The organism is Curtobacterium sp. 9128 (assembly GCF_900086645.1).
Lineage (GTDB): Bacteria > Actinomycetota > Actinomycetes > Actinomycetales > Microbacteriaceae > Curtobacterium.
Genome location: NZ_LT576451.1, coordinates 3,749,479 through 3,766,225 on the forward strand (window position 1 = coordinate 3,749,479; position 16,747 = coordinate 3,766,225).

19 protein-coding genes are annotated in these 16,747 nt (G+C 70.4%); 5 read left to right on the plus strand and 14 right to left on the minus strand.

Translation table 11 applies throughout. The annotated features are described in order from the left end of the window. Positions 1-10: 10 nt before the first annotated feature. The 3 genes from QK288_RS17880 to QK288_RS17890 all read left to right on the plus strand — a co-directional run bounded on the left by QK288_RS17880 (position 11) and on the right by QK288_RS17890 (position 1,850). Complete coding sequence (locus QK288_RS17880) at positions 11-493, plus strand: RimK/LysX family protein (protein ID WP_281265617.1); 483 nt, start codon at positions 11-13, stop codon at positions 491-493. Positions 494-580: 87 nt separating this feature from the next. After that, a complete protein-coding gene (locus tag QK288_RS17885) occupies positions 581-1,120 on the plus strand; it encodes a sigma-70 family RNA polymerase sigma factor (protein WP_281265618.1) in 540 nt (179 codons plus the stop codon). Further along, on the plus strand, positions 1,110-1,850 hold the full coding sequence (locus tag QK288_RS17890) for a hypothetical protein (RefSeq protein ID WP_281265619.1): 741 nt from the start codon (positions 1,110-1,112) through the stop codon (positions 1,848-1,850). The genes QK288_RS17885 and QK288_RS17890 overlap by 11 nt, the downstream gene beginning before the upstream one ends. Positions 1,851-1,886: 36 nt before the next feature. On the opposite strand, the gene QK288_RS17895 is transcribed toward QK288_RS17890, so the two are convergent. From QK288_RS17895 to QK288_RS17910, 4 genes are all read right to left on the minus strand, one after another. Further along, entirely contained in the window at positions 1,887-2,966 is a 1,080-nt protein-coding gene (locus QK288_RS17895; RefSeq protein WP_281265620.1) for an acyl-CoA desaturase, read from the minus strand. 82 nt (positions 2,967-3,048) lie between these two features. Beyond that, positions 3,049-3,765, minus strand: a complete 717-nt coding sequence (locus QK288_RS17900; protein WP_348639026.1) for a GAF and ANTAR domain-containing protein — start codon at positions 3,763-3,765, stop codon at positions 3,049-3,051. Positions 3,766-3,774: 9 nt separating this feature from the next. After that, the gene (locus QK288_RS17905; protein ID WP_281265621.1) at positions 3,775-4,473 is read right to left on the minus strand and encodes a GAF and ANTAR domain-containing protein; all 699 of its coding nucleotides are present in this window, start codon (positions 4,471-4,473) and stop codon (positions 3,775-3,777) included. A 98-nt stretch (positions 4,474-4,571) separates the two neighbouring features. Beyond that, positions 4,572-5,153 (minus strand): TetR/AcrR family transcriptional regulator, encoded by a 582-nt coding sequence (locus QK288_RS17910; RefSeq protein ID WP_281265622.1) that lies wholly within the window; start codon positions 5,151-5,153, stop codon positions 4,572-4,574. A gap of 109 nt (positions 5,154-5,262) precedes the next feature. On the opposite strand from QK288_RS17910, the gene QK288_RS17915 reads away from it, so the two are divergent. Then, positions 5,263-6,738, plus strand: coding sequence for an MFS transporter (locus QK288_RS17915; protein ID WP_281265623.1), 1,476 nt, complete (start codon positions 5,263-5,265; stop codon positions 6,736-6,738). 260 nt (positions 6,739-6,998) lie between these two features. Here QK288_RS17915 and QK288_RS17920 read toward each other — a convergent pair whose 3' ends face one another. The 10 genes from QK288_RS17920 to QK288_RS17965 form a co-directional block, all read right to left on the minus strand. Then, entirely contained in the window at positions 6,999-7,760 is a 762-nt protein-coding gene (locus QK288_RS17920) for an ABC transporter permease (protein WP_281265624.1), read from the minus strand. Continuing rightward, positions 7,757-8,572 carry an ATP-binding cassette domain-containing protein gene (locus QK288_RS17925; RefSeq protein WP_281265625.1) on the minus strand — a complete coding sequence of 272 codons (816 nt, stop codon included), beginning with the start codon at positions 8,570-8,572 and terminating at the stop codon, positions 7,757-7,759. The genes QK288_RS17920 and QK288_RS17925 overlap by 4 nt, the downstream gene beginning before the upstream one ends. Beyond that, positions 8,569-8,925, minus strand: a complete 357-nt coding sequence (locus QK288_RS17930; RefSeq protein WP_281265626.1) for a DUF1048 domain-containing protein — start codon at positions 8,923-8,925, stop codon at positions 8,569-8,571. Before QK288_RS17930 ends, QK288_RS17925 begins: the two co-directional genes overlap by 4 nt. 1 nt (position 8,926) lies before the next feature. Next, positions 8,927-9,265, minus strand: coding sequence for a PadR family transcriptional regulator (locus tag QK288_RS17935; RefSeq protein ID WP_281265627.1), 339 nt, complete (start codon positions 9,263-9,265; stop codon positions 8,927-8,929). 263 nt (positions 9,266-9,528) lie between these two features. After that, on the minus strand, positions 9,529-9,864 hold the full coding sequence (locus QK288_RS17940) for a hypothetical protein (protein WP_281265628.1): 336 nt from the start codon (positions 9,862-9,864) through the stop codon (positions 9,529-9,531). A gap of 93 nt (positions 9,865-9,957) precedes the next feature. Further along, positions 9,958-10,476: a HutD family protein gene (locus QK288_RS17945; RefSeq protein ID WP_281265629.1), complete on the minus strand. Its 519-nt coding sequence runs from the start codon at positions 10,474-10,476 to the stop codon at positions 9,958-9,960. After that, entirely contained in the window at positions 10,473-11,816 is a 1,344-nt protein-coding gene (locus tag QK288_RS17950) for an MFS transporter (protein ID WP_281265630.1), read from the minus strand. Before QK288_RS17950 ends, QK288_RS17945 begins: the two co-directional genes overlap by 4 nt. Beyond that, positions 11,813-13,348 carry an aromatic amino acid ammonia-lyase gene (locus tag QK288_RS17955; RefSeq protein WP_281265631.1) on the minus strand — a complete coding sequence of 512 codons (1,536 nt, stop codon included), beginning with the start codon at positions 13,346-13,348 and terminating at the stop codon, positions 11,813-11,815. Before QK288_RS17955 ends, QK288_RS17950 begins: the two co-directional genes overlap by 4 nt. Before the next feature lie 33 nt (positions 13,349-13,381). Then, positions 13,382-14,044: a helix-turn-helix domain-containing protein gene (locus QK288_RS17960; protein ID WP_281265632.1), complete on the minus strand. Its 663-nt coding sequence runs from the start codon at positions 14,042-14,044 to the stop codon at positions 13,382-13,384. 70 nt (positions 14,045-14,114) lie between these two features. Continuing rightward, complete coding sequence (locus tag QK288_RS17965; RefSeq protein WP_281265633.1) at positions 14,115-14,888, minus strand: IclR family transcriptional regulator; 774 nt, start codon at positions 14,886-14,888, stop codon at positions 14,115-14,117. A 171-nt stretch (positions 14,889-15,059) separates the two neighbouring features. On the opposite strand from QK288_RS17965, the gene hutU reads away from it, so the two are divergent. Beyond that, positions 15,060-16,745 carry a urocanate hydratase gene (gene hutU, locus QK288_RS17970; protein WP_281265634.1) on the plus strand — a complete coding sequence of 562 codons (1,686 nt, stop codon included), beginning with the start codon at positions 15,060-15,062 and terminating at the stop codon, positions 16,743-16,745. Positions 16,746-16,747 lie beyond the last annotated feature (2 nt).

The following is a 16,747-nucleotide window of genomic DNA, read 5'->3' on the forward strand; positions in this document are numbered from 1 at the left end:
GGATGGGGACATGGCCGACGACCCGAAGCCCACCCGTCGCGGGCCGATCGTCTCCGGGTGGCGTGAGTGGGCGGCACTGCCAGACCTCGACATCCCGTGGATCAAGGTCAAGCTCGACACCGGCGCGCGGACCTCCGCCCTGCACGCGTTCGACCTCGAAGAGCTCCCGGGCGATCGGGTCCGCTTCTCGGTGCACCCGTGGCAGGACTCCGACGCCGACCCGCAGACCGTCGAGTGCGACGTCCACGACCGCCGGGTGATCCGCAGTTCCTCCGGGCACACGCAGGAGCGCATCGTCGTGCGCATGGCGATCGAGCTCGCCGGTCGCTCCGTGGACGCCGAGGTGACGCTGAGCAACCGCGACCAGATGGGCTTCCGGATGCTCATCGGCCGGGAGGCGCTGCGACAGGGGTTCGTCGTCGACCCCGCCCGGTCGTTCCTCGCTGGACGGGCACCGAAGGAGATCCGCCGGCGCAATCGCGGACGGGTCTGACGCGTTCCCGACCCGGATGGTCACAGATCGGTCACGACGCGTCAGGTTCGCGGATTGCTCGACACTTCTGGGGTGAGAGGGGGCACCGTGGACCAACCCACCGATGCCGACGCCGCACTGGCACGTCGGCTCGCACTCGGCGACACCGGAGCGCTGGCCGAGGCGTTCGACCGCTTCGCACCGACACTGACCCGCTACGCATGGGCGCTGGCGGACAGCAAGCAGGACGTCGAGGAACTCGTGCAGGACACGATGCTCACGCTCTGGCAGAAAGCCGCATCGATCGACCTGCCCACCGGCACACTCCTGCCCTGGCTGCTCGTCGTGTGCCGCAACCACGCCAGGAACCAAGCCCGTCGCATCGCGAAGAACGCCGGCGACGAACTCCCGCCGGAGCTCGCAGCACCCGCCAGCGAAGACGACGCCCGCGAACGCCTCCGCTGGGTCCGCGACGAGATCGCCGCGCTCCCAGAGATCGACCGGAAGATCTGCGAACTCTGCCTCCTCCAGGGGCACACCTACTCCGAAGCCGCCACGATGCTCGGCCTGAGCGTCGGCGCGGTCACCCAGCGGGTCTCACGCTCGCGAGCACGACTCAGGAAGGCGGTGACGCACGATGAACACTGAACCTCCCCAGGGAGACGACCTCCAGCAGATGCTCGTCACGATGAAGCACAACGTCCTCGCCCGCGCCGAACTCGACCGACCGGCACCACGACGCCGCGGACACCGCGCCGGCATCGTGATCGGCATCATCGCCGTCCTCGGCATCGGCGTCGGCAGTGGCGCCGTCGCACTCGGCATGGTCCCCCAGCCCTTCACCGCAGCACCAGCACCGAGCCCGACCGTCACCGAACCGACCCAGACCCCGACGAAGTCCTCCGCACCCGTCGTCAACGAACCCACCACCACACCCACACCGGCGCAGGCCGACGGCGTGATCCCGTCGGACTGCCGCGCGCTCGTCCCGGCGGACGACTACGACCGGTTCTTCGGGACGATCCCGCTCCAGGATCCGGCCGGCAGCGAGTGGGGGGACGACACGGGATTCCCCGCGCCGGACCTGTGGTGCATCTGGAAGGACCCCAGGGCCGACGTCACCGGTCTGGACATCAAGGTCGGCAAGTCGACCCCCGAGAACGTCCACGCCGACACCACCCTGCTCGAGCAGGACGGCTGGGTCTGCTCCACGCGTGACGGCGGCAGGTTCTGTCAGCGGACGCAGCAGGCGGTCCCCTATCCCGTCGACACCACGACGACCTTCTTCATCAAGGGCACCACCTGGGTCGAGATCAACCAGACGAACGTGGCGACGAACGGCCTCCTGCAGGCCGTGCAGGAACAGGTCTGGGGATGACTCGCCCCGCGTGCACTGACCGGTCGTGGGGGGCGGTCAGTGCACGCGGAAGCGTTCGACCATCGGACACGCGAAGGGGTCGGACGCGGACAACCCGACCTCGTTGAGGTACCGGACGACGATCGCGTACGAGTGCACGAGCGTCGTCTCGGTGTAGGGCACGTCCTGCTCGGCGCAGTACTGCCGGACGAGCTCTCGCGCGGCCCGCAGGTTCGGCCGCGCCATGCTCGGGAACAGGTGGTGCTCGACCTGGTGGTTCAGCCCGCCCATGAAGTACTCCACCCATCGACCGCCGGTGATGTCGCGGGAGGTCAGCACCTGGCGGGAGAAGAAGTCCACGCGGCGGCCGGCTTCGATGATGGGCATCCCCTTGTGGTTCGGGGCGAAGGCGATGCCCATGCAGAACCCGAAGACGCCGAGCTGGACGCCGAGGAACGCGAACGCGACGCCGAGCGGCAGGAACCAGAACACGGCGCCGAAGTACAGGACGAACCGTCCGAGGAAGACCGAGCCCTCCGCCCAGCGCCGCTTGACGCCGTCGCCACCGGTGTAGGTCCGGATCGACTGCCAGTGCAGGTTGACCCCTTCCACGAGCAGCATCGGGAAGAACGCGTACCCCTGCACCCGCACGAGCACCCTGAGGAACCCGGTGCGGCTCGCGGCGTCCTCCGGGCGGAACGAGATCGCGTCGAAGGAGATGTCGGGGTCTTTGCCGACGGTGTTCGGGTTCGCGTGGTGCCGGTTGTGCTTGTTGATCCACCACGCGTAGCTCACACCGGTCAGGAACGTGCCCGCGTACCGCGCCGCACGGTCATTCCAGGTGTGGGACGCGAAGACCTGCCGGTGCGCGGCCTCGTGCGACAGGAACGCGAACTGGGTGAAGACCAGGCCCACAACGCCGGCGACGATCAGCTGCCACCAGGAACCGCCGAGCACGGCGAACGCTCCCCCGGCGACGACCAGCACGGCCGCGAGGACCCCGATCAGCCCCCAGTACCAACCGGTCCTCCGCGCGAGGAGACCCGCGTCCTTCACGCGAGCCAGCAGCGCCGTGTAGCTGGACGTGCCTCCGGTCCCCGGGGTGCGACGCCCGGTGGGGATGTACGTGTCTGCCATGATGCCTCCTGGTTCGGCTCCGCTGCCGTAACCAGGGACCAGGGCTACACGCCGGATCGTACGCCGACGATCCGTGCGCTCCTCAGGGCAGGACCAGCCGCCGCTCGATGATCGCCCGCGCGACGTCGGCCAGCGGCTCCTGGTGCGACCTGGCGTACCGGCGGATCAGCGCGAACGACGTCTCCATGTCGACCTGGTGGGTGTGCGCCACGAAGCCCTTCGCCTGCTCGATGACGACCCTGCTGTCCAGCGCGTGCTGGAGCTGGCGCTGTGCGAGGTCGGCGTGCTCGAGGGTCCGCTGCTGCAGGACGCTGATGGTCGCGACGTCGGTGAGGGCCTGGGCGGCGAGGGCGTCGTCCGGGTTGAGCTCCCCCTCGGACTCACGGAACAGGTTGAGCGACCCGAGGGTCGTCTCGCGCAGCCGCATCGGGATGGAGAGCACGGACGCGTAGCCGAACTGCGCCGAGGCGTTCGCGAACCGCGGCCACCGCTCCTGCATCTCGGCGGGGTTCCGGACCGAGACCTGTCGTCCGGTGGCGAAGCACTCCACGCACGGCCCCTCGCCGGCGTTGAGCTGCAGCAGCCCGACGAAGCTCGACCGCTCGCTCGTCGACGCCAGGACCTCGAGCTCTTGGTGCTGGTTGACGAGCAGGATCCCGGCGGCGGACGCGTCGAAGAGGTCCACGACGGTGTCGACGAGGTTCTGCAGGAGTTCGACGACGTCGTAGTCGTCGACGAGGGTGTCGGTGAGCGCGACGAACGTCTCGACGAGGCGGTGCTCGCGTGTCGATGCCATCATGTGTGCTCCCTAGCTCTCGAGACCGTACGGTCGGTCGAGGTCGATGCGTCTGGCGATGACGTCGGACGCCACCTCCCGCACGGTCCGCTCGGTGGCGTACGCGTGCGCCTGCAGGACGAGCAGCGCATCCGCGACGGTGACAGCGAGCTGCGCAGCCACCATCCCCGTCGCCTGGTGGACCTCTCTCCGCGAGTATCGTCCCTGGTCCATGTCAGCGCGTCCGTCGGACGCCGCGTCGAGGAGGGCTCCGCGCAGGACACGCCTGGCCGCCACCTCGGTGAGTTCGACCGCACCACGGATCTGCCCGACGGTGAGCACGTGCTCGCGGTCGACGGACAGGTCGACCGCACCGACGGGGATGTTCCCGATCCGCATCGGGAACGAGAACACCGCGCCGATGCCGGCGCGGAGCAGCGCCTCCAGCGCTGCGGGCCAGCGGTCACCGGTCGTCGCCGACAGGTCCGGCTCGAGCACCGGACGTCGGGTCGCGAGGGACTCCCAGCAGGGCCCCTCGCCGAGGTCGAGCTGGATCTCGTCGACCCGTTCGGCGATCGCGTCGCTGGCGCACACCGTGGCGGAGCCGAGCGGGTCACCGAGCGTCGAGATGCCGACTCCGGAGACCGGCAGGACGGCGAGGAACGACGGGCAGAGGTCGGCACCGTCGGGGGCGGCTTGCATGGAATTCGCGGCGGCGGTGAACTCGCTCATCGGGGCCTTCGGTGGAGGTGGACCGTGCTGGACATGAAGCGCTCCTTCGGCCGCGCGATCGGGCGCCGCGCACGGCACTGTCCGATTCACGCTCCACGCTACTCGACCTGGTCGGTACCAGGTGCACGGAGCAGGGCACGGAGCGCGTCGTCGAGCGGCCCGGCGATCGCCGGGTCCGAGGCGGACGCGAGCGGTTCCACCCGGGTGGACGTCCGGAGCATCGTCATACCGAGCACGACCGACAGGGCGATCTCGGCGCGGAGCAGCAGGTCCTCGGTGACGTCGTCGGCGACCACGCCCGCGAGCCGTTCCGCGAAGCGCCGGAGGGTCTCCCGCCGGATCGCGTCAGCGCCGTCGTCGCCGGACGACCGCAGCAGCAGCATGAGCTGGACGGAGTCGTCGTCGCTCGGCGACCGCACGCTGTGCCCGACGAGCTCGCGCAGCGCGTGCTCGAGGTCGGTCGGACGGACGACGTCCGGGTCGAGGTCGTGCACCACGCGGTCCAGGCAAGCGCGGAACAGGCCCTCCTTCGACACGAAGTACCGGTTGATCAGCGCGACGTTCACCCCGGCGTCCGCCGCGATGTCCCGCACCGTCGTCGCCTTGTACCCGTCGAAGGCGAACCGGCGCCTGGCGGCCTCCACGAGGAGCCGCCGGGTGGCCGCAGCGTCCTTGCTCATGGTCGAAGCGTACCGGGACGAGCCCCGATGTAAGCAACTGTTGACATCAGGCGACAAGTGCGTACGATCGTTGAGTCAACAACTGTTTACACGACGAGCACGGAGCACGATGACCGAGACACTGCAGAGCCCGCGGACCGGATCACACCCGACCACCGACGGACGCCGACCGAACAGCACGGCGATCATCGTCTACCTGTCCCTCGGCGGCCTGTCCTTCGCCGTCCTGCAGTCGCTCGTCGCACCCGCCCTGTCGACCATCGGCCAGGACCTCGGCGTCTCCACGAGCGCCGCGAGCTGGGTGCTCACCGCCTACCTGCTCTCGGCGTCGGTGCTCACGCCGATCCTCGGTCGTCTCGGCGACATGATCGGCAAGCGCAAGGTGCTCATCGTGGTCCTCACGATCCTCCTGGTCGGCGCGGTCACCGCAGCCCTCGCACCGAACCTCGGGACACTCATCGTCGGGCGTGCCCTGCAGGGTGCCGCCGGCGCCGTGATGCCACTCTCCATCGGCATCGTCCGTGACGAGCTCCCGAAGGAGAAGGTCAGCGTGACGATCGGCCTGCTCTCGGCGATCTTCGGCATCGGCGCGGGGGTCGGCATCGTCGCCGCCGGCCCGATCGTCGAGCACCTGTCGTGGCACTGGTTGTTCTGGCTCCCCGCCGTGCTCGTCGTCATCGCGCTGCTCGGAGCGATCTTCGGCATGCCGGAGTCACCGGTCCGCAAGCCCGGTCGACTCGACATGGTCGGCACGCTCGTGCTCGCCGTCTCGCTCGTGTCCATCCTCATGGCAGTCAGCGAGGGCGAGACGTGGGGTTGGGGTGACGGCAAGACCATCGGACTGCTGGTCCTCGGCGCCGTGGCACTCGTCGCGTTCGTGCTGGTCGAGCTCCGGGTCGCCGAACCACTCATCGACGTGCGGCTCTTCGCGGTCCGTGGCGTGTGGACCGCGCACGTCGTCGCACTGGTCTTCGGCTTCGCGATGTTCGGCACGTTCGTCCTCGTCCCGACGCTGCTCCAGCTCCCGACAGCCGTCGGGTACGGCTTCGGCAAGGACGTCACCGAAGCCGGGCTCTTCCTGCTGCCGACCGTCGTCATGATGGTCGTCGCCGGGCCGATCGCCGGCGTTCTCGTGCGGAAGGTGGGCCCGAAGCCGCCGATGCTCCTCGGCGGGATCGCCATCGTCGCCGCGTTCCTGCTGCCCGCGATCGCGCACGGCGAGCTCTGGCAGGTCGTCGTCTCCGGCATCCTCACCGGGATCGGCATCGGACTGGCACTCGCGGCGTGCTCGAACGCGATCATCGAGAGCGTCCCCGCGAACCAGACGGGCGAGGCGATCAGCGCCAACACCGTCGTCCGCACGATCGGCTCGAGCGTCGGAACCGCGGTCATCGCCGCCCTGATCACCTCGCACAGCACGCCGCAGGGGCTGCCGACCGACGACGCGTTCACGATCGGGTTCTGGGCGTGCACCGGCGTGGCGGTCCTCGCGGTGCTCGCCGCACTGGCCGCGCCGTCGATGCGCGCCCGCCGGGTCGCCGCTCAGGCGGCCGGGATCACCGACCTCGACGAGGTCGCCGAGTAGCACCGGTCCGGAGCGACCAGCAGTTCATTCTGCGCAATGACGAATCCGGTTCCCGATCGCCGGGGATCGGGAACCGGATTCGTCAATCCCCAGAAGGAAGTTCCTCGCGCGCGATCGCGCGACACCGGCCGGACTGACGGACCGACGGACTGACGGACCGACGGACCGACGGACCGACGGACCGACGGACCGACGGACTGACGGACTGGAGGCTCGGTGCCAGCTGGCACCGAGCCTCCCGTCCGGTGGGTGGCCGGCGCTCAGCCGACCTTGCGTCGGTACTGCAGGGTCGCGACGACCGTCGCGACCGCGAGGATCCCGACGAGCCAGGCGAGCGCCACCCAGATGTCGGATCCGACCGCCTGCTCTGCGAAGAGGGCGCGGATCGTGTCGACGATCGACGTCACGGGCTGGTGCTCGGCGAACCAGCGGACCGGCCCCGGCATGGTGTCCGTCGGGACGAACGCCGAGCTGATGAACGGCAGGAAGACCAGCGGGTAGCTGAAGGCGCTCGCGCCGTCGACCGTCTTGGCGGACAGCCCCGCGATCACCGCGACCCAGGTCAGCGCCAGCGTGAAGAGCAGCAGGATCCCGGCGACCGCGAGCCACGCTCCGACACCCGCACCGGTGCGGAAGCCCATGGCGAACGCGACGCCGACGACCACGACGAGCGCGACCGTGTTCGCGACCAACGACGTCAGGACGTGCCCCCAGAGCGCACTCGACCGGGCGATCGGCATGGACTGGAACCGCTCGACGATGCCCTTCTGCATGTCGAGGAACAGGCGGTAGGACGTGTACGCGATGCCCGATGCCACCGTGATGAGGAGGATCCCCGGCAGCAGGTAGTCGACGTAGGCCCCCGTGCCGGTGTCGATCGCGCCGCCGAACACGTACGTGAACAGCAGCAGGAACGCGATCGGCATCACCGCGGTCGTGATGATCGTGTCCGGGCTCCTGAGCACGTGCCGCAGCGACCGGCCGGTCAGTGCTGTGGTGTCGGCGATGACATGGGTGCTCATGCTGCGCTCCTCGTGTTCGTCCCTGCCGTGATCGCCAGGAAGACCTCTTCGAGGGTGGGCTGCTTCTCGACGTACTCCACGCGCGCCGGGGGCAGCAGTCGCCGCAGGTCGGCGAGGCTGCCGTAGGCGATGATCCGGCCCTCGTGCAGGACCGCGATGTGGTCGGCGAGCTGTTCGGCCTCGTCGAGGTACTGCGTCGTGAGGAGCACCGTCGTGCCGGCGGCGGCGAGCTCGCGGACCGCCGCCCAGACCTCGATGCGGGCCTGGGGGTCGAGGCCGGTGGTCGGCTCGTCCAGGAACACGACCGTGGGTTCCCCGATCAGGCTCATCGCGATGTCGAGTCGACGCCGCATCCCGCCGGAGTACGTGCCCGCACGCCGTGGTCCGGCGTCGACGAGGTCGAACCGGGCCAGCAGGCGGTCCGCGACCTCGCCGGGATCGGCCAGGTGCCGGAGCCGCGCCATCAGGACGAGGTTCTCGTGGCCGGTCAGGACGTCGTCCACCGCGGTGAACTGCCCCGTGAGGCTGATCGCCTGGCGGACGTCCGACGCACGGGTCACGACGTCGTGCCCCTGCACGCTCGCGGTGCCGCCGTCCGGCTTCGCCAACGTGGCGAGGATCCGCACCACCGTCGTCTTGCCGGCGCCGTTCGAGCCGAGCAGGGCGGTGATGCTGCCCCGCTGCACCTCGAGGTCGACGCCACGGAGGACGTGGAGGCTGCCGAAGGACTTCTCGAGACCCCGGACAACGATCGCCGCGGCGGCGGTGTCGTGGGCGGCGGTGTCGCGGGCGGCGGTGTCCCGGGTGGTCACGACTCCGCCGCCTGTTCCTCGGTCGCCAGGGCGATGGCGTCCTGCAGCCGCTGCTGCTCCTTGCTGAGCCATGAACCGAGGCCGTAGTTGCGCTTGAACTCCTCGGCGAACTCGATCGGGTCGTCCCCGACGACGCTCGCGACGGGGGTACCGTCCGCGGCCGCGCGCTCGAAGAGGTCCGCGAGGTCGTCGAGCATCCGCATGAGGCGCTCGGCGTCGCTCGGGCCGGTGTACATGAGGTAGCGCTCGATGCCCTCGACCGCGGTGCCGTAGCCGGCCGGGAGCGCCTTGACGCGGGCCTTGTACTCGCGCCACTCGCGCTTGTCGCCGATGAGCTTGGTGATGATGGACATGTCAGTTCCCCTGCGTGGTCTGTGTGCGGAGCTGTTCGAGTCGTTCTGCGAGGAAGCTCCAGGTCCTCCAGAACTCGGTGAGACGGTCCCGCCCCAGGTCGGTGATGGAGTACACCTTCCGCGGCGGGCCCTTCTCCGACGGCACCTTCTCGACGTCGACCAGGCCGCGCTGTTCGATGCGGACGAGGAGCGCGTAGACGGTGCCCTCGGCGATGTCGCTGAAGCCCTGGTCCCGCAACCACGCGGTGATGTCGGCTCCGTGCGACGGTGTGGATGCGACGACGGCGAGGACGATGCCCTCGAGGACGCCCTTGAGCATCTCGGTGTCCTGCTTGCCCATGACCCCTCCTGCTACTCAGTGATGATGACTACCGGTAGAAAGTAACACTGACTACTGGTACATAGCAACACCGAGTACCGAGGAGTTCGCGACCGGTTCCCCGCTGCCGTCCCAGGTCGCGCCCCCGTGCGGACATCGCGCCCCGTCGCATGCGGGCGCGATGTCCGCAGCGGGGCGCAATCCCGGTCAGCGACCCGGGTGCGCATGGACGGGAGGCCCGGTGCCAGCTGGCACCGGGCCTCCTGTCCGTCAGGAGAACGCGATCAGCGCGCGGTGCGGCGGAAGAAGGACCGCACGACCGCGCGGAGGCCACCGGACGGCTTCGCCGGACGGGCGACGCGCTGCGGTGCCTGGAAGGCGACGTCGTGCAGGTTGTTGCGCTTGGAGCCGTCCCAGTTGGCGAAGAGGTACGAGCCGCCGATCATCGACAGACTGCGGACCCGTGCCCGGTGCCACTCGCCCGCGCGGACGACGTACCCGGAGTGCCCGGAGTGGATGTTGCGGATCACCGTGTCCACGTCGATGACGCTCGTCGTGGTGACGACGGCGGTGATGCCCGTTCGGTCGCGGGCGACGTACTCGATGATGTGTTCGGTCACAGAAGGGGCTTCGGGTCGGCGTGCAGGGATGGGAACCGCCGTTGCTTCCTGTGCCCAGGATACGTCCACGCGCCGACGAGCGGTAGCGCCTGCTCAGGACGTGCGGGCCACCGCGACCCGGCCGGAGCCCGTCAGCGTTCCCGGACCGATGCACGTGTCCCCGAACGCGAGCGGTCGCCCGTCGCACCGGACGTCGCCGTCGAGCAGGATCACGGCGAGCGCGTCGGCGCCCGGCACGGACGACCCGGCGACGCTCTCGACGCGCAGGTCGGGCCGACCCACCCCGCGGCGGACCATGAGGTTGAGGTCGTGGGCGGACTCGGACACCCCGACTGCGGCGACCGCCGACTCCCCCGCGAAGGCGAGGCCGTCGTACTGCCCGAGCACCGTGCGCACCCCGTCCACGTCGAGCTCGAGCCCGCGCACGCCGAGCGCCACGAGCACGCGGTCCACGCCGGGCAGCAGGGAGAACGGCGCCGACGAGCCCACCGTCGCGATGCTGAGCCGCACGTCGAAGTCCCCCGCCGATGGCGTTCGCCAGAGCTCCACGGTCTCCCCGATCCCGTTCGCCCACCGGGTGGGCGGCGTCTCGTCGAACCGGACGAGCCTCACGCGACCCCCTCGTCGTCGAGCGACACGTGCGCGGTCTCCGGCGCGAGGAGGATGGACACGACCATGCCGACGACGAGCACGGCGGCCAGGGCGAGCAGCGTCGCGCTGATGCCCCACCCGGCGAGCGTGATGGGCAGCAGGAACGTGCCGATCGCCGATCCGATGCGGCTCACCCCGTTGAGGAGGCCGACGCCGGCGGCGCGGACGTTCGTCGGGAAGAGCTCCGGCGGGTACACCTGGTCGAGGTTCGAGCTGCCCGACATCACGAACGTGAAGATCAGGAACGGCGGCAGCACCACCCAGACGGGTGCGTGGCTGCCGAGTGCGACGGCGGCGAGCGCGACGGCCATGATGCCGAACGTCCAGATGACGAGCGGACGGCGGCCGATCTTGGCGACCGCCCAGAGTCCCGCGACCCCACCGAGCAGCAGGAACACGTTGAGCAGCAGGCCGGACGCGAACCCGTCGGCGTCCATCCCGAGGCTCAGCAGGATGACGGGCAGGAACGTGTAGATCGCGAAGTACGGGATCACCTGCGCGTTGTAGAACACCGTGCCGAAGACGGTCCGCCGCAGGTTCCGACCGGTGAAGAGGTCCCGGTAGCGACCGGGACGCGCGGTCGAGTGCGTCGCCGCCACCGCGTCGACGTCGAGCTGCCCCGGCAGGTACTTCGCGACGATCGCGCGGGCTTCCTCGATGCGGCCCTTCGTGATCAACCACCGCGGCGACTCCGGCGTGCCGAGCCGCAGGATCAGCACGACGATGGCCGGGATCGCGCCGCTCGCGAGCAGGAAGCGCCAGCCGAGGTCGGACGGGATCGTGCTGATCCAGGTGCCGATGAAGTAGGCCGCCGTGTACCCGACCGTCCACGCGACCGTGAGCGAGGCGAGGAGGCCGCCGCGGAAGCGAGCCGGCACGAACTCGGCGACGAGGGTCGGCCCGAGCGCGTAGTCCGCACCGACGCCGAAGCCGATGAGCAGGCGGAGCACGAACAGCGACACGGGTTCGTGCACGAAGAACTGCGCTGCCGACGCGACGACGATGAGCACGAAGTCGAGCATGTAGATGAGCCGACGGCCGAACAGGTCGCCGAGCCACCCGCACGTGATGCTGCCGACGAAGATGCCGATGAGCACCGAGCTCGCGATGAGGCCCGACCACAGGGCGTCGACGTGCATGCCGGAGCCGATGAGGGTCAGTGCGATCCCGATGCTGCCGAGGGCGTAGCCGTCCGAGAAGTTCGCACCGAAGGTGAGCGCGGTGATGCGGAGGTGGAAGCGGCTGAGCTTCTCGGGAGGGTCCTGGCGCACCGCGGGGGTGCCGGTCGAGGACGATGTCATGGTGCTCCGATGGTCGGTGTTCCCGTGATCTCGAGGAGCTCGTCCGAGCAGACCAGGGTGTAGAGGGTCTCGATGTCCTCGCCGAACGCACGGTCGTGTTCGGCGAAGGGGACGTCACGGCGGACGCGGGTCCGGACGGCGGCGAGCGCCGGGGAGCTCGCGTCGATCGAGTCGAGCAGGTCGGTGGCCTGTGCGGCGGTGAGCAACTCGATCGCGAGCACGTACCGGAGCCGCTCCACGGTACGGGTCGCCTGCTGGGTGGCGAGGTACGCGTTGCTGATCGGGTCCTCCTGTCCGGCCGAGGTGGGGATCGAGTCGATCGTCGCCGGGCATGCCTCGCCGCGGATCTCCATCACGAGGGCGGCGGCGGTGTACTGCGGGATCATCAGACCGTTGTCGAGCCCGGGGGTCGTGGCCAGGAACGGTGGCAGTTCGCTGACCGTGCTGTTCACCATGCGGTCGACCCGACGTTCGCTGTGGTGGGCGAGGACCGCCGCCGCGGCCTTGAGCGAGTCCATCGCGAGGCCGATCGACGTCGCGTCGAAGTTCCCGCCCATCACCGCGTCACCGTCACCACTGCCGTCGCCGAACAGCACCGGGTTGTCGCCGAGGGATCCGAGGGCTTCGTCGACGATCGTCGCGGCGTCGCCGAAGGCCCGTGCGACGGACCCGTGCAGCTGGGGCATCGCGCGGATCAGGTAGGGGTCCTGCACGCGGTGGTCCCGGTGCCGCTCGGCGAGGGCACTGCCGTCGAGCAGCCGCGCGATGGTACTGGCCGACCGCTGCTGCTCGGGGGCACGGCGGAGCGCGTGCAGGCGCGGGTCGAGGGCCCTGGTCGTGCCGCGGAGCGCCTCGAACGACAGCGCGCCGATCACATCAGCGTGCCGCAGTGCGCTCGTGGCGTCGTGCACGGCGAGGGCGGCGATGCCGGTGACGCTCATGATGCCGTTGAGGAGCGTCAGCCCCTCCTTGGCCTCGAGCCGGATGGGCGACAGCCCCGCGGCGTGCAGCGCGTCCGCCCCCGGGAGCACCACGCCGGCGACCCGGGCGCGCCCGCGACCGATCAGGACGAGGGCGATGTGCGCCTCGAGCGCGAGGTAGCCGAGGGAACCGGAACCGGGCACGACCGGCGTGACGCCGCGGTTCAGCAGCTCGCGGACGAGTTCGAGGGTCTGCAGGCGTGTGCCGGAGTACCCGCGACCGAGGTGTCCGAGCATCGTGACGAGGATCGCCCTGACCTGTTCGTCGGGGATCGGCGCGCCGACGGACACGGCGTGGGACACGATGATGTTCTCCTGGAGCCGCCGGGTGTCCTCAGGGGAGATCGTCTCGGTGTAGTTGTCGCCGAACCCGGTCGTGACGCCGTAGACCACGCGCCGGTCGGCGACGAACTTCGTCACGAGTGCCGCCGCGGCCTCGACGCGGGCTTCGTACGCGGCCGAGAACGAGACCGCGGCGCCGTGCCTGGCGACGGCGACGACCTGCTCGATCGACAGTTGCGCGTCGTCGAGGTGCACATCGGTGGGCTGCATCGGACGTCGTTCCTTCCTGCGGGACGGAGGGGGTCAGCGGGCGGGTTCGTACACCGACGCCGCTTCGCGGACGAGCCATCCGCCGATCCGGGCGACGTCGTCGGTGGTGGTCAGTCGGTAGCTCGGGACCAGGCAGGACATCGCGGCGACGACCCGGCTGCCGGCGGAGATCGGCACGGAGACGGCGGTGACGTCCTTCTCGGCGCCCTCGACGACCACGACGTACCCGTCGGGCCCGACGTCACCGAGCAGGACCCTGCCGACCGCCGTGTCCTCCACGGGGATGGCGCGCCCGACCCAGCCGACGTGACGGATGGACTGCGTGCCCTCCGCGATCGCGAGGTGCACCGCGGTGTTCCCCGTCCCGAAGACGCTGAGGTAGCAGGACTCGGTCGTGCCGTCCGCGACGCGTCGCATCGCATCGCGGGCCTGGACGACCAGGGCCGTGTTCGAGAGTGCTGCGGCGCCGAGCTGCACCAGGTGCGGGCCGGCGGTGAACAGCCCGTCCTCGTCGCGGCGGACGAACTCGTGCGACTCGAGCGAACGGAGCAGTCGGAGCGCCGTGCTCGCGGACAGGTCGGCGCGCCGTGCGACCTCGGTGAGGGTGAGTCCGTCGGCGTCGCACACCAGTCCGAGCAGGCGGAGCGCTCGGTCGATCGTCCGCATGCCGGGCCCGCCGGTGGGTTCCTGCTCCATGCTGCCACCCTATGCAAACGTGCTGCCACTGAGTAGCAGTTGTCGTTTCAGGCGGATTAAATCGGATCGCTCACTTCTGCGGTGGAGCATCGGCGCCGCCGATCCGCCGTGACAGCTCCCCCGCGACGCGCGTGACCTCCTGCACCAGACCGTCCGGGGCCGCGCCGTCGTCATCGGACCGGTACGTGCACGCCACGCTCGCCACCGGCCACCCGCTCCCGTCGAGCACCGCGACGCCGACGGAGGCGAGTCCCTGCGTGACGGCGCCGACCTCGGTGGCGACCCCTGCCTCCCGGATCGCGGCCAGCTCGGCCCGGAGCGCGCGACCGTCGGACGGCCCGGTGCCGGTCCGCGACACGAACGCCGAGTCGGACGGGTACAGCGCACGGAGCTGCGCCGGTGGCAGCGCGGCGAGCATCGCCTTGCCGCTCGCGGTGAGGTGTGCCGGCAGCCGGACCCCGACCTCGGTGACGAGCGTCGGCCGGTGCCGCGCACGCTCCTCGACGACGTACACGACCTCGGCGCCGTGCATGACCGCCAGGTGCGCACTCTCCCCGGTCCGGTCCACCAGGGTCGCGAGCAGCGGTGCGCCGAGCAAGGACAGCGGCTGCTGGCGCGTGAACCCGGACCCGAGCTCGAACGACGCGAGCCCGAGCGCGTACCGCCGGCTCTCGGGGAGGTGGATCACGAACCCGTGGTCGACCAGCGTGGCCAGGAGTTGGTAGACGGTGGAGCGCGGGAGTCCGAGCCGCGTCGCGATGACGGCCGCCGCCATCGGACCACGCTGGGAGCCCAGCACGGTCAGGATGCGCAGCGTCGAGTCCGCCGCAGGGGCCTTGGGCACGGTCCTCCTGTCGCCGCCGTGTTTCGTGTCCGGTATCCCGGACACTACCTGCCGTGGAGCACCCTGCGGACCGCGGCGTTCGTGTCGGATGGACGTGGCAGCCCCGGCCACCACACGCCCTGCCCCGGCCCCAGCCACGACGCGACGACGCACAGCCCGAGAAGGAGCACCATGACCCGCACCGGACAGTCCACCCCGAGCACGGTCGGCGCACGCCCCGTCCGAGCGGCGCGCGGCACGGAGATCAGCGCGAAGAGCTGGCAGACCGAGGCGCCGCTGCGGATGCTGATGAACAACCTCGACCCGGAGGTCGCCGAGCGCCCGGACGACCTCGTCGTCTACGGCGGTACCGGCCGCGCCGCCCGCAGCTGGGAGGCGTTCGACGCGATCGTGCACGCACTCCGCGACCTGGACTCGGACGAGACGCTCCTGGTGCAGTCCGGCAAGCCCGTCGGGATCTTCCGCACGCACGAGTGGGCGCCGCGGGTGCTCATCGCGAACTCGAACCTCGTCGGCGACTGGGCAACGTGGCCCGAGTTCCGCAAGCTCGAGGCAGCGGGCCTGACGATGTACGGGCAGATGACCGCCGGGTCGTGGATCTACATCGGCACGCAGGGCATCCTGCAGGGCACCTACGAGACCTTCGCCGCCGTCGCCGACAAGCGGTTCGGGGGCACCCTCGCCGGCACGATCACGCTCACCGGCGGCTGCGGCGGCATGGGCGGCGCGCAGCCGCTCGCGGTGACGCTCAACGGCGGTGTCGCCCTGGTCGTCGACGTGGACGCGAGCCGTCTGCAGCGCCGTGTCGAGCACCGGTACCTCGACGAGATGACGGACGACATCGACGACGCGATCGAGCGGGTCACCCGCGCGAAGGCGGAGCAACGGGCGCTCTCGGTCGGGCTCGTCGGCAACGCGGCCACGGTGTTCCCCGAGCTCCTCCAGCGCGGCGTCGCGATCGACGTCGTCACCGACCAGACCAGCGCGCACGACCCGCTGAGCTACCTGCCGGAGGGCTACGACGTCCAGACGTGGCACGACCGCGCCGAGCAGGACCGCGACACGTTCATCGACGACTCGCGCCGGTCCATGGCGAAGCAGGTCGAGGCGATGGTCGGGTTCATGGACGCGGGCGCCGAGGTGTTCGACTACGGCAACTCCATCCGCCGCGAGGCCGAACTCGCCGGCTACGACCGGGCGTTCGCGTTCCCCGGCTTCGTGCCCGCGTACATCCGCCCGCTCTTCGCCGAGGGCAAGGGCCCGTTCCGCTGGGCCGCCCTGTCCGGCGACCCCGCCGACATCGCGGCGACGGACCGGGCGATCCTCGAGCTCTTCCCCGAGGACGAGAAGCTCCGCCGCTGGATCACCTCGGCGTCCGAGAAGGTGCAGTTCGAGGGGCTCCCGGCGCGCATCTGCTGGCTCGGGTACCAGGAGCGCCACCTCGCCGGCCTGCGGTTCAACGAGCTCGTCGCGGACGGCACGATCTCCGCGCCGATCGTGATCGGCCGCGACCACCTGGACTCCGGGTCGGTCGCGTCCCCGTACCGCGAGACCGAGTCCATGCAGGACGGCTCCGACGCGATCGCCGACTGGCCCCTCCTGAACGCCCTGCTCAACACCGCGTCCGGCGCGACCTGGGTGTCCATCCACCACGGCGGCGGCGTCGGCATCGGCCGGTCCATCCACGCCGGACAGGTCGTCGTCGCGGACGGCACCGACCTCGCCGCGGAGAAGATCGCACGCGTGCTGGTGAACGACCCGGGCACCGGTGTCATGCGCCACGTCGACGCCGGCTACGAGCGTGCCGAGGAGGTCGCCCGCGAACGTGGCCTCCGCGTCCCCATGTGGGAGGTCTGAGC